This window comes from Sorangium sp. So ce1036, from assembly GCF_051369805.1.
Classification (GTDB): Bacteria; Myxococcota_A; Polyangia; order Polyangiales; family Polyangiaceae; genus Sorangium; species Sorangium cellulosum_F.
In genome coordinates this window covers 4750690-4766545 of record NZ_JBBMOX010000001.1, presented here as the reverse complement: position 1 = coordinate 4766545, position 15856 = coordinate 4750690, and the positions used below count along the sequence as shown (strand labels likewise).

The 15856-nt window shown below is 69.0% G+C and carries 10 protein-coding genes; 3 read left to right on the top strand and 7 right to left on the bottom strand.

Annotated elements, in window-relative coordinates; all coding sequences use genetic code 11:
* Window positions 1–3: 3 nt before the first annotated feature.
* On the bottom strand, window positions 4–975 hold the full coding sequence (locus WMF31_RS17955; protein ID WP_436603119.1) for a LysR family transcriptional regulator: 972 nt from the start codon (window positions 973–975) through the stop codon (window positions 4–6).
* A 77-nt stretch (window positions 976–1052) separates the two neighbouring features.
* On the opposite strand from WMF31_RS17955, the gene WMF31_RS17950 reads away from it, so the two are divergent.
* Window positions 1053–1727, top strand: coding sequence for a glutathione binding-like protein (locus tag WMF31_RS17950; protein WP_436603118.1), 675 nt, complete (start codon window positions 1053–1055; stop codon window positions 1725–1727).
* A gap of 45 nt (window positions 1728–1772) precedes the next feature.
* On the opposite strand, the gene WMF31_RS17945 is transcribed toward WMF31_RS17950, so the two are convergent.
* Together WMF31_RS17945 and WMF31_RS17940 are read right to left on the bottom strand one after the other, a co-directional pair.
* On the bottom strand, window positions 1773–2993 hold the full coding sequence (locus tag WMF31_RS17945; protein WP_436603117.1) for a cytochrome P450: 1221 nt from the start codon (window positions 2991–2993) through the stop codon (window positions 1773–1775).
* A gap of 6 nt (window positions 2994–2999) precedes the next feature.
* Window positions 3000–3740, bottom strand: a complete 741-nt coding sequence (locus WMF31_RS17940; protein WP_436603116.1) for a TetR/AcrR family transcriptional regulator — start codon at window positions 3738–3740, stop codon at window positions 3000–3002.
* A 229-nt stretch (window positions 3741–3969) separates the two neighbouring features.
* Between WMF31_RS17940 and WMF31_RS17935 the strand changes: the two genes are divergently transcribed.
* Together WMF31_RS17935 and WMF31_RS17930 are read left to right on the top strand one after the other, a co-directional pair.
* Window positions 3970–5205 carry a peptide-N-glycosidase F-related protein gene (locus tag WMF31_RS17935; RefSeq protein ID WP_436603115.1) on the top strand — a complete coding sequence of 412 codons (1236 nt, stop codon included), beginning with the start codon at window positions 3970–3972 and terminating at the stop codon, window positions 5203–5205.
* A gap of 340 nt (window positions 5206–5545) precedes the next feature.
* Complete coding sequence (locus WMF31_RS17930; RefSeq protein WP_436603114.1) at window positions 5546–6427, top strand: alpha/beta hydrolase; 882 nt, start codon at window positions 5546–5548, stop codon at window positions 6425–6427.
* Between the two features lie 123 nt (window positions 6428–6550).
* On the opposite strand, the gene WMF31_RS17925 is transcribed toward WMF31_RS17930, so the two are convergent.
* The 4 genes from WMF31_RS17925 to WMF31_RS17910 form a co-directional block, all read right to left on the bottom strand.
* Entirely contained in the window at window positions 6551–8347 is a 1797-nt protein-coding gene (locus WMF31_RS17925; RefSeq protein ID WP_436603113.1) for a CotH kinase family protein, read from the bottom strand.
* Window positions 8348–8575: 228 nt separating this feature from the next.
* Complete coding sequence (locus tag WMF31_RS17920; protein ID WP_436603112.1) at window positions 8576–9793, bottom strand: PAS domain-containing protein; 1218 nt, start codon at window positions 9791–9793, stop codon at window positions 8576–8578.
* Window positions 9794–10240: a response regulator gene (locus tag WMF31_RS17915; protein ID WP_436603111.1), complete on the bottom strand. Its 447-nt coding sequence runs from the start codon at window positions 10238–10240 to the stop codon at window positions 9794–9796.
* On the bottom strand, window positions 10237–15633 hold the full coding sequence (locus tag WMF31_RS17910; RefSeq protein WP_436603110.1) for an AAA family ATPase: 5397 nt from the start codon (window positions 15631–15633) through the stop codon (window positions 10237–10239). Before WMF31_RS17910 ends, WMF31_RS17915 begins: the two co-directional genes overlap by 4 nt.
* Window positions 15634–15856: the final 223 nt, after the last annotated feature.

Genomic DNA, 15856 nt, shown 5'->3' with positions numbered 1-15856 from the left:
GGGTCACCCGGCGCGCGGGTAGAGCCGCGGCGCCGAGGTCTCGAGCGCGGCGAACAGGCGCTCCACGGCGCCCTCCGCCGCGCGCCGGTAGGCGATCCGCCACGGCCGGCGCAGCGGGCCGGACGACAGCCGCCTGGCCAGGAGATCGCCGCCCCCGAGGTACACCTCCGCCATCCACTCCGAGAGGATCGCGATCCCCATGCCCGCGCGCGCCGCGTCGATCACGGCCTCGGTGAGCGGAAAGCGCAGGATCTCGAGCCTGGGCTTCGTCCGTCCGAAGACGCTCGACATGAACCGCTGCGCCTCGGCGGGCGGCATGTTGGTCCCCGTGATGAGCGTGCTCTTCCGGAGGTCATCGCGCGTGAGCGACGCCCGCCCGGCGAGCGGATGCGAGGCCGATATCACGAAGACGACCTCGTCCGAGAAGAGCGGCCGCGCCACGAGCGCGCCCCGCGCCGCGCGATCGCTCGGCAGCGACGCCGTGGTGAGCAGCGCGACGTCGAGGTCGCCCCGGACGAGCGCGCCGACCGGGTCCTCGGCGTGCTCGAGCGCGAGCTCCACCTCGAGGCGGGGCAGCCTGCGCCGGAGGCTCGCCATCGCCGAGGGCAGCCAGCGGTACGCGGTGGCGCACTCGCACACGAGGCGGAGGCGCGTCGGCGTGACGGCCGGCGCCGCGACCTCGCGCTCGAGCTCCCGGAGCTCCGCGAGCAGCAGCCTGGCCCCGGCGATGAGCCGCTCCCCCGCGGACGTCGGCGCGACCCCGCGCGCGGTGCGCTCGAACAGGCGCACGCCGGCGCGCTCCTCCGCCTGGGTGAGCGCCCGGCTCACGGCGGACTGCGTGATGTGCATCGCCGACGCGGCGCCCGCCGTGGTGCCGGCGGCCGAGAGCGCGAGGACGAGCTCCAGATCGCGGATCTCGAGCTGAGGGCGCGGCGCGAGCGCCGAGGCCCCGGGCGGGGCATGTATGCGTGCCACGCATCGATGCTATCACGAGGATGCGTTGGACGCAGAGCGCCCCGCGAGGCACCTTCGTCGCCGTCAGGAGGTCTCTCATGAAGCTTTATTTCTCTCCGCTCGCGTGCTCGCTCGCCCCCCGCATCGCGCTCTACGAGGCCGGCGCCGAGGTCTCGTACGTCGAGGTCGACCTGAAGGCGAAGCGGACCGAGGACGGCGCGGACTACCGCGCCATCCACCCGCTCGCGCTCGTGCCCGCGCTCGAGCTGGAAGGCGGCGAGCTCGTGACCGAGAACGCGGCGATCCTGCAGCTCATCGCGGAGCGGTTCCCGGAAGCGGAGCTCGCGCCGCGGGACGCGCTCGGCCGGGCGCGGCTAAAGGAGTGGCTCTCTTTCGTCGGGACCGAGCTCCACAAGGCGCTCTACTCACCCCTGCTCAGCGCGGAGGCGCCCGCCGAGATGAAGGCGTATGTGCTCACCAAGGCCGGCTCGCGCCTCGGCCGGGTGGCCGACCGGCTCGAAGGGCGGGAGTTCCTGCTCGACCGCTTCTCGGTGGCGGACGCGTACCTCATCACGGTGCTCAACTGGTCGCAGGTCACGCCGATCGACCTCGCGGCGTGGCCGGCGATCACCGCGTACCAGGCGCGCCTCCAGCAGCGCCCCAGCGTCGCGCGCGCCATGGCCGAGGAGCGGGAGCGCTACGCCCGGGCGCTCAAGCGGCGCGAGGAGCCCGCGGCCGCCCCCGCCGCGCCGGCGCCGAGCGCGGACCGCTGACCGCGCCGCGGGAGCGCGCCCGCCGGGCGACGGGCCGGCGCTGCGCTAGGCGGAGGCCGCGAAGCGCAGCACGTCCACGGGGAGCCGCCGGGCGCTGGCCATGGCGAACGGGTTGTGGAACTCGCAGCGATCATCGCGGGCCACCGCGATGGACCGGTACCGGTCGAGCAGGATCTCCAGCGCGATCCTGGCCTCGAGCCGGGCCAGCGGGGCGCCGAGGCAGAAGTGGATGCTGTGCCCGAAGCTCAGGTGCTGGTTGGGCTTGCGGTGGATATCGAACCGGTCGGGCTCGGGGAACTGGGCGCTGTCCCGGTTGGCCGAGGCGATCCACAGCACGAGGAGCTGATCGGCGGGGATCCGCTGGCCGCCGATCTCCACCTCGGCGGTGGTCCGCCGCGCGAGCCGGGGGAACGGCGCACGGTAACGGAGCACCTCCTCGATGGCCGCCGGGAGCTTGGTCGGATCGGCCCGGAGCTCCTCCGCGGCGGCGGGGTGCTCGTCGAGGCAGAGGATGGCATTGCCCACCAGCGCGGTCGTCGTGATGTGGCCGGCGAGCAAGAGCAGGCCGACGAAGCCGACGATCTCCTCGTCGTCCAGGCGGTGGCCATCGACCTCCGCGCGCACCAGCCTGCTGATCAGATCGTCCGAGGGGCGGGCGCGGCGCTGCCGGATGTGCGAGAGGAGATAGCCGTTCATCTCGCGCAGGATCAGCGCGGAGCGCTCCATCGCGGCCGCGTCCGGCAGGGAGGTCGGGTCCTGCTCTTCCCTCGATAGCAGCGTGTCGGCCCACTTCCGGAAGACATCCCGATCCGCGACGGGGATGCCGAGCAGCTCGGCGATGACGATCACCGGCAGCGGATAGGCCAGGGCGCCGACCAGCTCGAAGCGCTCCTCGTCGCCCACGCCGTCGAGCAGCTCGTTCGTGATCGTGGCGATCCGCAGCCCGAGCGCGGAGACCACGCGCGGCGTGAACGCCTGGCTGACCAGATCGCGGAGCTTCTTGTGCTTCGGCGGATCCATCCGGACGAAGTTGCCCCTGTTGAACAGCTCGAAGTCGGGCTGCGACGGGACGAACATGGACAGGTCCGACGAGAACGTCGCCGGATCGGACAGCACACGGAGGATGTCCGCATGGCCGAAGAGCTGCCAGTAGCGCTGCTTCTCTTCATACTGAACCGGGCTCGATTCCCGCGCTGCGCGCAGCCAGGACAGGAAGGCATCGAAGGTAGGCCGGCTCGGCTGAACGGTCACGTCGGTCGTGCTCATGTCGGATCACTCCTCGGGGCTCTCCCGCGTTGATGTGGAATTTCCTTGTGCGAAGTGCATGTAGTCAGCGCGCATCCGCTCGAACCACCCGATGACCTCGGGCGCGAGCGCGCGCAGGACCTCGGGATCCGGCGGCTCGGGGGGCTCGAAGGCGCGGCGCACGAGCGTGGCGGTCATCTCGGCCCGCTCGTCGACAGACCGCCTTGCCTCGGGCGGAAGCAGCGGATCGATCACATAGAACCCGAGCACCGCGGCGTTGAGCGCGTACATCTGGGCCTCCGGATCCTGATCGGTGCGCAGCAGGCCGTGCGAGCGCAGGAGCGCGCAGTACGCGCGGGTGGCCAGGAATTTCTGGCTCTGGAGCGACCGCGCCGAGCTCTCGTTGACGAGGTTGCCGAGCACCTCCGTGTCCCGGGTGAACATCGCTTGCAGCAGCGGAAACTCCTTCAGCAGGAGGAGCCGCCTCTTCATCACGCGGTGCAGCAGGATCTCCGCTGGATCCTCGCGGATCGCCTCGGTGAACCTGGCGACCATCCTGACCGAGTCGCGCGCGAGCACGGCGAGGAAGAGCGCTTCGCGCGTCTTCCAGTGCAGGTAGACGGTCCCCTTGCCGATGTTCGCCCGCCTGGCGACCTCATCGATGGTGACGCGCTTGTACCCCCAGCGGAGCACCAGCTCCGCCGCCGCATCCAGGATCCGCTCGGCCCGCTGCCGCTGCTTCGAATAGTCCCCGTCGGCCATCATCATTCCCCGTCGGCTGAAGAATGACGCGAATCGAAAATTGGTCAACGGTCAAACGTCATCCGGTCATGGGCCGGATCACGCCCCTGCCCGCCGGCCGCGTGGTCGTGCCGGTCCCGTGGCACGAGCGCAGCACCTGCCACATGCACCGGGTTGGTAGGACCGGCTACCTCCACGGCCTCGTGGGCCCGGGGTGCTCAGGGTCGGAGAGCCGGCGCTCTGATAAGTTCGACGAATGAACCTGCGTCGCGCGACCCCGTACTTCTGTCTGTTGCCCCTGCTCGCCGCGTGCACGAAGGAACAGCGCTCTGACGTGGGCGCTGGCGGAGGCACCGGCGGGACCTCCGAGAGCACCGGGAGCACGACCGCAGCGACCGGGAGCAGCGCAGGCAGTGGCGGCACCGACGGCATGGGCGGCACGGGCGGCAGCGGCGACGTGCCGCCCCCGGCCCCCGAGGAGGTCCCGGTGCTGGAGAACATCGTGTTCTACGACGGCTACGCCGCGACGGTTGACGAGCCGATCCCGGACGGCGTGATCCGCCACAACAACTCGCTGGTCGCGACCCGGTTGACCGACGAGCTGCTCGCCAAGGTCCAAACCACGCTGAAGGTCCGCGTGGTCGTGGGAGCGCTGTGCGACAACTACGATCGACTCGGCTCGGTCAACCTGGCGCTGGTCCCCAAGGGTGCCCAGACCTACGTCCCCGGCGAGGTCGACCGGATCGAGGTCGCACGGTTCATCACGCCGTTCATGAACATGAACGAGCAGCCGACGACCGTCCCCTACGAATGGGAGGCCAGCAACCTCGTCCCGATCTTGAAAGATCCCGACCTCCTGGCCGATCACGATCTTTGGTTCGAGCTGGGCATCTTCGGCGTGCCTTACGCCGCGAACGAGGAGGTCGCCGGTTGCGCTGGTCGCAATGACACGCAGCTCGGATCGCTGCTGTTGTATACCGACAGCACGCAGGAGGCCCAGGACTTCAGCGTCCTGTTGCCGCTGGCGATCGGCGAAGATTTCAACAATTACGCCATGGGCGCCAGCGACAAGGTGGGCACGACCCGCAAGACCGTCCGCTTCGAATTGCCGGCAGATACACAGAATGCACAGCTCGTGCTGATCACGTCGAACCACGGCGCCAACCAGGGCGGCGAGGAGTATATTCGCCGCGAGCATTATGTGTACGTCGACGGCATGCTGGCCTTGCAGTACAAGCCCGGGCGCATGTCGTGCGAGCCGTTTCGCAGGTACAATACCCAGGGCAACGGCATCTACGGGCCGTCCCCGCGCTCGGACGAAGAGTGGCAGTCGTTCAGCAACTGGTGCCCTGGCGACGTGATCGACACCCGGATCGTCCCGTGGGGGGCCGCGAGCTCCGGCATGCACGAATTCGTGATCGACGTCCCTGATGCGACCTTCATCGACGGACAGGGAAATTTCCCGTTCTCGCTGTACGTGCAGGCGCAGTAAATGTGTTCTTGACGTTTTCGACGACTTGTGTCGCGATGCCGTCGTCGTGCTTGAGGTCGAAGGTTCGGCGCTCGCGCCTGCGGTGACGGCTTTGAGGTCGTCGAGTGCCGCGCGGATGACCACGCCCCGGGGGTCGTCCCGCCCGGCCGACGCGCGGAGCGCCAGCAGACGGGCTGACTTGTGTCCACCCCGTCTCCCGTCCTATCCTGACAAGATGCTTGTGCTCTCTCGAACCCTGAAGCAGCCCCGCTCGTGGATTGCCAGCGCCACGCTCCTCGGCGCGACGCTCGCCGGCCTCCCTGCGGCACGCGCGGACAGCGGATCTCTGACCCGAACGCCCGTGACATACCGCGTCACGGATCCCGTCGCGCGCAGCGTCGAGCACGAGATCCACGGCTTTCGCGTCGATCCCCCCTGCGCGGCCGCGTCGGTCGTGCTGCTGCAGCACGGGCTCTCCTACAGCGCCGAGGCCTGGGACTTCCTCCCCGAGCACGGCTATTCCTACGCGCGCACCCTGGCCGAAGCCGGCTATGCGGTGGTGGCCATCGACCGGCTCGGCTACGGCGCGAGCACCCTGGACAACGGATATGCGGCGACGGTGGCTGCCCACGCCGACATCGCGCATCAGATCGTCCAGGAGCTCCGCGGCGAGTTCGAGCACGTCGCGATCGGCGGCCACAGCGCCGGCGCCGAGATCTCGGAGCTCGAGGCGGGCCTGTTCGACGACGTCGACGCCGTGATCGCGATGGGGTATCACCAGTTCCCCTCCACGCAGTTCTTCGCCGACTTCATCACCGGCGACATCCCGCGCGCCCTTCACAGCGATTACGAGTACTTCCTGGGCACGCCGTCCCGTCGCGCCGCGATGTTCTACACGACCGCGGCCGAGCCGTGGATCGTCGCCGCGGACACCGCCGCCGCCCTCCCGACGCCGAGCGGCGAGATCCTCACGATCACCCTCCAGCCCTCGCGCGTCCTCGCGCCGTTCGTCCGTGTCCCGGTGTTCCTGCAGCTCGCCGACGGCGATCGGCTGTTCCCCTCGGCGTATGCGGCCCTCGCGGCGAAGAGCTTCGTCCGCTCGCCCTCGGTGACGCTCGATGTCGTGCCGCAGGCCGGTCACACGTACATGCTCCACCGGAGCGGCCCGGCGGCCGGCGAGCGCATCGCCGACTGGCTGCGCAGCCGGCCCGAGACGCCGAGCTGCGAACCCGCCTCGTCGTAGGATAGATCGCGTGGCCCAGGGAGAGCGCACCGGCCCTCCCTGCGGGGCAGCGCAGGGAGAGCGCACCGGCCCTCCCTGCGGGGCAGCGCAGGGAGAGCGCACCGGCCCTCCCTGCGCGTCGGGTCACTTCCCGAGGTACTCGGCCACGTCCGCCTGACGCCCCCTGGCGTGGGCGATCAGCGTGGCGAGGCCGTTCTCGAAGTCGTCCGGCGACGCGAGGTGCGTGTGCCCCTCGATCTCGCCCTCCGGCCCGACGACGTACGGCGCGATCAGGTCGTGCGCTGCCTGGAACCACGCCACCGCGGCCTCCGGCTCGTACTCCTGCTGCACGGCCTGCGCCACGTACTTGCGGTAGACCTCGAGGTACACCGGATCATCCAACAGGAAGCGGATGAGCGGCCAGTTCTCGGTCACCTCATCCATCGAGAGGGGCAGCGCCGTCAGCCCGATGTTCGCGCCTGCGTCGGGGTCCGTCCACGCGAAGGTGTGGTCCCACGGGATCCACGTGAATCGCCCGCCCTGGTTCGGATCGGAATAGAGATAGTAGTTGTGCGGCAGGCGGCCGTACACGTCCCAGTCCTCGATCACCGCGTTCAGCGCCAACCAGTGCAGGAAGCCGTCGACGTCGAGGCGCGCCTCGAGCCCCGCGCGCCAGGCGGCGGCGTCGGTCCGATCGGCGTGCAGCGCGTCGAACAGCGCGCGCGCGTCCGAGAAGTCGGCCTCTTCCTCGTGGTTCTTCTTGACCAGGGAGTCGGGATCCCACTCCGCCCACCGCGCGCCGGTGCCGTCGGGCTTGTAGATGTTGCCCTTGTGGCCGCCGAAGTGCGTGTCGAGGAACGAGTCGTCCGACGGGACCTCGATCCCGGTGTACAGCCCGAAGTAGATCGGCCCCTCCCCGTGATCGACGAAGACCCGGTAGAACGCGGTCGCGGGCACGGGGATCCCCGCCTTGGCGAAGATGTCGGTGCCGAGCTTCTCGCGCAGGAGCGACGGATCCAGGTAGCTGCTGGTGAGCGCCAGCCCGTCGAACCCGTAGAAGCGCTGGTTCTCGATCTCGGGGTAGGTGTCCTCGAACTTGTCGAAGTTGAGCCGTATCGGCAGCTTCCAGTTCCCCTGCTGCCAGGGCATGAGCAGGCTGACGTTGCCCCGGAAGCGGACGCCGACGTTCTTCCACGTCCGGTCCTCGGTGGCGACGTCGCACTCGACGTACATCGGCGAGCGCGGGAAATGATCGACGCTGCTGATGAGCCCCGGATCGCCGCCCGGCCCGCCCGGCCCGCCCGGCCCCCCGGCAGGCGTGCAGCTCAGCCCGTCGGGCGCGTCCGCGCACGTCCCCGGGACCTCGCTGCCGAAGATCTCGACGGTGCAGGCGTCGCCGGCCGCGAGCCCGACGCAGGGGGTGAGGAAATCCGGCGGCTCGGGCGGGGGCAGCTGGCAGACGAGGTCGTCGCCCTGAGCCCCGCACGTCCCCGCGGTCTCGGTGCCGAAGAGGTCGATGGTGCAGGCGTCGCCGGCCGCGAGTCCGCTACAGGCGTCGATCCACTCCTGCGGCGGCTGGAATCCCCCCGGCCCGCCCGTCGCGCCGAACTCGCCGATCATCTCCGTCATGTCGTCGAGCATCGCCTGCCACTTGTCGGGCGCGATGGTGATGTCGATGCGGGGAACCCGGTCCTGCGGGAACGCCTTGGCGTAGTCGGGCGCCTCCTTGTCGCTGCTCTCCGAGCCGCCCGCGCCCGTGGTGGCGCCCGCGCCGCTGCCGCCCGCGCCGCTGCCGGTCGTGCTGCTGCCGCCCACACCCGTGGTGCCGCCGCCGCCCGTGCCGCCGCTGGTCGCGGTCGCGCTGGGATCGGATGCGCCGCAGCCCAGCAAGGGTGCGGCAGCTAACGTGGCGAACGGCAGCACGTAACGCAAGATTTGCACTATCATCGCCTACTCCTACGAAGCTCGACGGTTCGCGGGCGATATTATGTCAACCTCGCATCGTCTGTGTTACAAAATCGTAACCAACCGTCGAGATCTCGGGGGACGTCCACCTCGAGTCGTTGATTGAGAACGCGTGCTCTATCGGCCGGGTGCGCGCCGAGCAGAAGAACATCTGCTCCGCCCACGAGCACGCCGTCCCTGCGCTCGGCGGCGGCGCGCGCCAGCTCAGCGCCGCGGCGAAGGAGGCGCGGCGCTCCCCATGCAATGCACCAGGGCGTCGCGGAGGTTTGCCAGCGTGGTGATCCTCGAGAGGTCCACGCCGAGAGATACGATGGTCTGCGCCACCTCGGCGCGGATCCCCACCACGATCCCGCGCGCCCCGAGGAGCTCGACGGCGCGGACGAGCCTCATGACGTGATCGCCGGTGCGGTGATCGATCACGTCGGCGCCGGTCAGGTCGATGATGGCCGAGCGACATCGGGTGCGCACGACGGCGTGGAGCAGCACATCCATCATCTGCTCGGCGCGGTGCTCGTCGACGGCGCCGAAGACTGGCATGGTGATCACGCCGTCCCACACCTCGATGATGGGCGTCGAGAGCTCGCGGATCGCCTCTTGCTGCCGCTCGATGATGTCGAGCTTGTCCAGGAGCGTCGCCTCGGCCTGCTTGCGCGCGGTGATGTCGCTGAGCGAGCCCGCCATGCGCGTGGCCCTCCCCTCGTCGTCCCAGAGCGCCTGACCCCGGGAGCAGAGCCAGCGAAGCTCGCCGGCATCCGTGCGGCGCCGGAACTCCACATCGTAAGGGTCGCGCCGCTCCAGGTGGCCGCGGAGGGCGCTCGCCACATGGTCGCGGTCCTCCTCATGGATGAGGCTCAAGAAGGACTCGATGGAGTCGCGGAGCGCGCCGTCCCGGCACCCCAGGATATCCTTGAAGCGTTCGGAGTAGTAGGCGCCCCCGGTGACGAGGTTCCAGTCCCAGAGCCCGTCGCGCGAGCCCTGCACCGCGAGCGCGAACCGCTCCTCGCTCTCCTTGAGCGCGATCTCCGCGCGCCTGCGCTCCCTCCGCTCGTCCAGGTCGCGCAGCGCGCGCTCGATCGCGGGGACCAGGCGCCGCAGGTCGCTCTTCAGGACGTAATCGTGCGCGCCGGCTCGCATGACCTCGGCGACGATCGTCTCGCCGATGCTGCCCGAGACGAGGATGAAGGGCAGATCGAGCCCGCGCTCCTTGAGGATGCGCAGCGCCGAGAGCGAGTCGAACCGGGGCATGCTGTGATCGCAGAGCACGACGTCGTACGCCTGCCGCGCCAGGATGTCCGCCATCCCCTCGGGCGTATGCACTCGCTCGTGCGACGGGCCATAGCCCCCCCGCTTGAGCTCACGCAGGATCAGCCGCGCGTCCAGCTCGGAGTCTTCGACCAGGAGGACGCGAAGCGGTGTGTCCATCTACGACGCTCTCCTCGGCGACGCGACCTCGTTCATCTGCCAGTAGACGTGCAGCCTCTCGATGGCCCTCGTGAGCTCGACGAAGCTCGTGGGCTTGCGGACGTAGCTGTTCGCTCCGAGCCTGTAGCTCGCGGCCACGTCCTGCTCCTCGTCCGACGAGCTGAAGATGATCACGGGCACGAGCATCGTTTGCTGGTTCGCGCGCAGGTGCGCCAGCGTCTGCAGGCCGTCGACCCGGGGGAGCTTCAGATCCAGGAGGATGATCCAGGGCACCCGGCGCACGTCGCGATGGATATACGCACCGGCGCCGAAGAGGTAGTCGAGCGCCTCCGATCCGTCGTGCATCACGACGAGATCGTGGCTGATCTGGCTCTTCTTGATCGCGCGGATGGTCAGCGCGACGTCGCGTTTGTTGTCATCGACGAGGAGGATCGGTCCGTCAGTCATGATGATGTCTTGCCGGCAAATGGGGTTCCAGGCTGGAGGGTGAAATAAAACGTCGCCCCCTGGTCGACCGCGCTCTCGGCCCAGATGCGGCCTCCATGGCGCGCGACGATGCGGTGTACGGTCGCGAGGCCGATACCGGTCCCCGTGAACTCCTCCTCGGTGTGCAGGCGCTGGAACGTACCGAACAGCTTCGCGGCATACTTCATATCGAACCCGGCGCCGTTGTCGCGCACGAAATACGTCGCACCGACGTCGCGCCGCTCCTCGGGCCCGCCCTCGATCTGCCCGAACTCGATCCGGGCGTCCGCCCGCTTGCTCGTGAACTTCCACGCGTTGCCAAGCAGGTTCTCCAGCGCGATCTTGAGCAGGTGCGAGTCGCCGCTCGCGGTCACCGCCCCGGCGACAGCGCACTCCACGGCGCGATCCGGCTGCGACTTCTGCAGCGCGGCGAGCACCTCGCTCGCGAGCGCGCTCATGTCGACGGGCTCGCGCTGCATCTCGGCGCGCGTCACGCGCGACAGCTTGAGCATGTCATCGATGAGGTCCGACATCCGCTCGCTCCCCCAGCGCACCTGCATCAAGAGCTCGCGCGCGTCCTCGTCGAGCGCGTCGCCGTGGTCCTCGAGCAGGGCGAGGCTGAAGCCGTCGATGACCCGGAGCGGCGCGCGCAGGTCGTGCGAGACGGAGTGGCTGAACGCCTCCAGCTCCTTGTTGGCCACCTGGAGCTGCGCCGTCCGCTGCTGGATCCGGAGCTCCAGCTCGGCGTTGAGCTCCCGGAGCGCCTCCTGTGCCCGCCGGCGCTCGGCGTTCTCCCGCGACAGCTCCGCATAAAGCCGCGCGTTCTCCAGCGAGCTCGCGGCCTGGGACGCGAGCAGATCCAGCGTCAAGGCTCGCTCCGGCGTGAACGCGCCGGTGGTCAGGTTGTTCTCGAGATAGAGGAGGCCCACGAGCGCCCCCTGCCGCAGGAGCGGGATGCACAGCACCGACTTCGGCCGCTTCACCCGTATGTACTCGTCGTCCGCGAACCGCGGCTCGCCCGCCGCGTAGTCGAGGACCACGCTCTCCCTCGTCCTCCGGATGTGCCCGAGGAGGGTCATGGGCGCGGCCGAAGCCGGCAGCGGCGCCGCGGGGCTGCGGACGCTGACCACCATGCCCTCGGCGGTCGCCTCCGCCTCGAGGAGCAGCTCCCCGGCGTGATCCCGGATCAGAAACCCCCTCTCGGCGCCCGCGTTCTCGAGCGTGATCCGCATCAGCTTCTGGAGCAGCCGCTCCAGGTCGATCTCCTCGGAGAGCGCCTGGGATGCCTTGAAGACGGTCATCAGATCGATCGCCATGGTCGCGATCGGGAGCCCGAGCCTCTCCGACGTCGAGGGCGAGCGCGCGGCGAGGACGGCGCCGTATTTCTCCTCGAGCTGCGCCACCTTGGCGGATGCGCCCCACGCCTTGTAGCACCGGTGGGCCTCGGTCATGTAAACGCCGGCGACCTTCTCCCGGCCCAGGTTGAGATAGAACCTGGCCGCGAGCTCGTTGGCGAGCGCCTCGTCGTGCGCGAACCGGTTCGTCCTGGCCACCTCGATCGACCGATCATAGAGGTCCATCGCCTCGATCCGCCTCCCGGCGGCGCGCGCCTCCTCGGCCTCGATCAGGAGCCTCTTGTGCTGGAAATTCTCGGGGCACCCCTCCGCGTAAGCGAAGACCTTGCCCCGGTGGCGGGCGAACATGCTCCCGAGCGGCTCCCCGGACGCCTGCGCCGGAGGCAGCGCGAGGATCACGAGGCACAGATGGAACGCCATGTCGACCGAGAAGATGAGGCCCGCGCTCCCTCCGATCGTCCTGTCGGCGATGATCCCCATCTCGATCGCCCCGGCGAGATCTTCGGCGAGCAGCGCGAGCCGGAGCTTGGCCGCGGCGTACCAGCACAGCGTGCTGACGAGCTCCGGCGCCTGGATGCTCTCCACGAAGGCGGCCTCGTCGAGGGTGTCGTCCCCGATGGAGTGGAGCCCCTTCGTGAGCCCTCGCAGGCACGCGACGAGCTGCCTCCCGACCGTCACGTTCGCCGTGCTCGCCGGGTTGTAGGTCTGCCGCACCAGGAGCAGGAGCTTCTCGATCTCCTCGCCGACGGCGCCGAGCTCGTCGCCCAGGCTGATCCTGGTCCAGACGATGTTCGAGAGGGTGTAGGACAGATAGTTCAGGTCGCCCGACTCCGGGCCGGCACGAACAGCGCGCCTCGCATGCTCGAGGGACAGACGGAGCGACTTCCGGCAGAAGCTCACGTTCAACGCGAACATGTAGTGAAGCCGGCACTTTATCGAGATGTTGTTGTACCTCTCGTTGAGATCCAGCGCGAGCTGACCGAACTCGTGCGCTGCCTGGTACTCGCCGCGCGTGGCGAGCACGAAGCCATAGGTCAGGTAGCCGAAGGCCGCCTCCTCGGACTGCCCGTGCTTGAGGGAGATGTTGGCCGGCATCACGCAGACCAGCGCGAGCAGCACGGGGTTGATGATGAAGGCCACCCCCCACAGGTTCGCCAGGATCTTCAAGGCGAGCTGCTGCTCGGGATCGGTCATCGCCGGCGAGTCGATGAGCTCGTGGACCCGGCGCCCGCCGAGGTTCACGCGCACCTGCGCGAGCTCCGCCTCCAGCGCCGCCTGGCACTCCTCCTCGGCCTCGGGCACACGGATGCCGAGGAGCGCGAGCGCGGCCCGCCCGACCTCCATGGCATCGACGTAGCGGATCTGCATGCAGTAGAGGACCACCCTCAAATTGAGGATCCGGGCGCGCTCGAGCGTCGATCGGGCCCGACGCAGGATGACGTCGAAGAGCGCCTCGGCCTCCTCGTGCTGGCCGTTCAGGTACGCGCACTCGGCCAGCTCCGCGGAGAGCTCGAACGTCGTCGCGTACTCGTCGCCCCACCCTGCCTCTCCGAGCAACGCGGCCCCGGCCCGGAAATAGCCGACCGCGGTCTGGAAGGCGGTCGCGGCCTTCGCCCGCTTGCCGGCCACGAGGTTCAGCCGCGCGACGTCCACCTGCTCGCTGCGCTGGGTGATCAGCGACGCGCCCAGGTTCGTGTGGTAAACGATCTGGAACACGTCCTCGTCGTGCCCCTCGTCCCCTCGCGACCTCCTGAGCAGCCTGCCGATCTGGAGGTGGACCTCCTGCCGGCGGTCTTCCTCGATCATCGAGTAGGCGGCCTGCTGGACGCGGTCGTGCAGGAACTTGTACGATACCCGGAGCGCCTCGACGTCGTGCTGCTCCTCGACGTCCTCTCCTCTGGGCGCGTGGAGGAAGCGGTACTCTGCCGTGAGCGGCACGACGAAGCCCTCCCGGAGCGCCTCCCACAGGTCGGCGGCCGTCGCGGCGGGCGTCTTCTCGTGGATGATGGAGAGCGTCTTCAGCTCGAACTGATGGCCCATGCACGCGGCGAGCTTCAGGACACGCTGCGTGCCGGGCGCGAGCTTCCGGATCTTGCCGACCATGAGGACGACCACGTTGTCCGTGATGTCGGCCTGCTGGATGCCCGCGAGATCCCATTCCCAGGCGCCGGTGCCGGCGTTGAAGCCCACCAGTTTGTCCCGGTGGAGCGCGCCGAGGAGCTGACTCATGAAGAACGGGTTCCCCTGCGTCTTCTCGAAGACGATCTCGGCGAGGGGGCTCACCCGGTCCGTCTCGGTCGCGAAGGTGTCGGCGATGATCTGCGAGACGGTGGATGGCGCGAGCGGCTTCAGCGTGATCTCGCTGAGCTTCGCGCTCCCCTTCCTTATCTCCTCGATCGTCAGCGCGAGCGGGTGGGCCGGGCCGACCTCGTTGTCGCGGTACGCTCCGAGGACGAGGAGATGAGCGTTCTCCGGGTTCGCCAGGATGATCTGGAGCAGCCGGAGCGACGCGGAGTCGGCCCACTGCAGGTCGTCGAGGAAGAGCACCAGCGGGCGCTCCTTGGTGGCGAAGACCCGGAGAAAGCTCTGGAAAACGATGGCGAAGCGGTTCTGCGCTTCCGTCGGCCCGAGCTCCGGCACGGTCGGCTGCGGCCCCAGGATGACCGCGAGCTCCGGGAGGAGATCGATGATGAGCTGCGCGTTCGGCCCGAGCGCGAGCAGGAGCCGCTCCTTCAAGGCCGCGAGCTCCTCGGCGGATCGCTGGAGGTGGCCCCGGATGAGATCCCGGAAGGCGTTCGCGATCGGCGCGTAGGGGACGCTCCGGTTCAGCAGATCGAACTTGCCCGAGATGAACGCCCCGCCCCGCGCCGCGATCGGCTTGTGGACCTCGTTGACGAGCACCGATTTGCCGATGCCCGAGAAGCCGGCGACCAGGAGGAGCTCGACGCTCCCCTGGCCCACGCGATCGAACGCGAGCAGCAGATCCCTCGTCTCTGCCTCCCGGCCGTAGAGGCGCTGGGGGATATGGAGCTCCCCGGAGAGGTCGCGCCGGCCCAGCGGGAAGGCCCCGATCGTCCCGTTCGCCTCGAGCCGCGCCAGGCACTCGCGCAGATCGACGGTGAGCCCGAAGGCGCCCTGGTAGCGATCCTCGGCGGCCTTCGCGAGCAGCTTCATCACGAGCTCCGAGACGACCCTCGGGATCTCGGGTGCGATCTCGTGCGGGGGCACGGGCCTCCTGGCGATGTGGCTGTGCACCATCTCCATCGGGTCCGACGATTGGAACGGGAGGCGGCCCGTGAGCACCTCGTACATCACGACGCCGAGCGAGTAGAGGTCCGTCCGGTGATCGAGGAGCCGATTCATCCGGCCGGTCTGCTCGGGCGACATGTAAGGGAGGCTCCCCTCGAGCATATCAGGGCTCTGGGCGCGCTGGATCTCGTGGGACAGGCGCGTCGCGACGCTGAAGGCGCTCAGCCTCGCCGCGCCCGTGCGCATGTTGACGAGGATGTTCCTGGGATTGATGTCCTTGTGGATGACGTGCCGGCGATGCAGCGCGTCCAGCGTCTCCGCGACGGAGGCGGCGATCCGGAGCGCCATCATGAGGTCGACCCGCTGCGCCCTGAGGACGTCCTGGAGCGCCTGCTCCCCGAGGTCTTCCATGACGAGCGCCAGGCCGCTCTCGCTCCGCTCGAGGCCGTACGCCGTGACGACCCCGGGCAGACCGAGGTCGCGGATCATCATGTATTCGTAGCGAAGCTTGGCGACCTCTCGAGGGCTCTCGTGCGAGCGCTTGAGGAGCTTCACCGAGACCGGGGCGTGATCCGAATTCCGGTACCCGCGATAGAGAGCGGTGTCCAATCCAGAGTGGAGCACCTCGGTAATCGTAAATTGGCTCACACCAACCTCCCGCGCCGATGGCTGAGCCCAGCGCTGGGTCGCCCGTGCGGTGGTGACCGATGCAGCCTCACCCGAGCGGACGCCTCGGCGAGGCACACAGCGGCCACAAATGACCCTCCGCATGCGGCGGACCCAGAACCAGCAGGCGACAAGGCCCCGGCCCCCGTTGTTGGGTAGACATACTATTCCTATTTTCCAGACTCAATCAACTGCGAACGCATGCGTCCCGAGCGGGCAGCCGGCGCGATGCCGTCGGGCGTAAGAAAATGCACACCTGACCAGCGGCCTGTGCACAAAGACATACATCGAGCGACCCTGCTCACCCCACGGGAGGCATGTGAAGCCG